This is a genomic window from Streptomyces sp. NPDC053432 (assembly GCF_055585365.1).
The window spans coordinates 1-1,418 of sequence record NZ_JBVJKF010000060.1; the positions used below are offsets into that span (position 1 = coordinate 1).

General features: G+C 70.7%; 1 rRNA gene and 1 pseudogene. Both read left to right on the top strand.

What is annotated here, in order from left to right:
• A 5S ribosomal RNA gene (gene rrf / locus ACZ6Y1_RS37520) occupies positions 1 to 91 on the top strand; the annotation flags it as partial.
• 371 nt (positions 92 to 462) lie between these two features.
• Positions 463 to 1,418, top strand: a pseudogene (locus ACZ6Y1_RS37525) (hypothetical protein); the annotation flags it as partial.

Consider the following 1,418-nt stretch of genomic DNA (forward strand, 5'->3'; position numbering starts at 1 on the left):
GCCCGGTTACATTCCGAACCCGGAAGCTAAGCCTTTCAGCGCCGATGGTACTGCAGGGGGGACCCTGTGGGAGAGTAGGACGCCGCCGAACAATCTTTCAAGGACCCTTGGTCCAGCGTTCAACGCTGGACCAAGGGTCCTTTTTGTTTTGCCTCGAATTACGCCGAAGCGCGGCCATGGGTTGGTTGCGCGAGAATGACTAGCGGTACCCCGAAGACAGGAGTCACACCCATGTCCAACTCTCCCGACGATCGTCCGGAGCGCGAGCCTCGTCGCAACGACGGCGGTGACAGGGGCGGCTACCGCGGGGGCCGTGACGACCGTGGTGGCGACCGCCCGTCGTTCCGTCGTGACGACCGCGGCGGCCGGCCGACCGGTGGTGGCGGCGGTTACCGTCGCGACGACCGCAGTGGGCGTCCCGCCGGCGGTGGCGGCGGTGGCTTCCGTCGTGATGACCGTGGCGACCGTCCCAGCGGCGGCGGTGGCGGTTACCGCCGTGACGACCGTGGTGGCGACCGTCCGAGCTACCCGCGTCGTGATGACGAGCGTGGCGGGTTCCGTGGCGGTCGTGACGACCGTGGCGGGGACCGTCCGAGCTACCCGCGTCGGGATGACCGTGGTGGCGACCGTCCGTCGTTCCGTCGGGATGACCGGGGCGACCGTCCCTCCTACCCGCGCCGGGATGACGACCGTGGTGGGCGTCCTTCCTACCCGCGTCGTGATGACGAGCGTGGCGGGTTCCGTGGCGGTCGTGACGACCGTGGCGGGGACCGTCCGAGCTACCCGCGTCGGGATGACCGTGGTGGCGACCGTCCGTCGTTCCGTCGGGATGACCGGGGCGACCGTCCCTCCTACCCGCGCCGGGATGACGACCGTGGTGGGCGTCCTTCCTACCCGCGTCGTGATGACGAGCGCGGTGGCTTCCGTGGCGGTCGTGACGACCGTGGCGGCGACCGTCCCTCCTACCCGCGCCGGGATGACGACCGTGGTGGGCGTCCTTCCTACCCGCGTCGTGATGACGAGCGTGGCGGGTTCCGTGGCGGTCGTGACGACCGTAACGGGGACCGTCCGAGCTACCCGCGTCGGGATGACCGTGGTGGCGACCGTCCGTCGTTCCGTCGGGATGACCGGGGCGACCGTCCCTCCTACCCGCGCCGTGACGACGACCGTGGCGGGCGTCCTTCCTACCCGCGTCGTGATGACGAGCGCGGTGGCTTCCGTGGCGGTCGTGACGACCGCGGCGGCGACCGTCCCAGCTACCCGCGCCGTGACGACGACCGTGGTGGGCGTCCTTCCTACCCGCGCCGTGACGACGACCGTGGTGGGCGTCCTTCCTACCCGCGTCGTGATGACGAGCGCGGTGGCTTCCGTGGCGGTCGTGACGACCGCGGCGGCGACCGTCCCAGCTACCCGCGCCG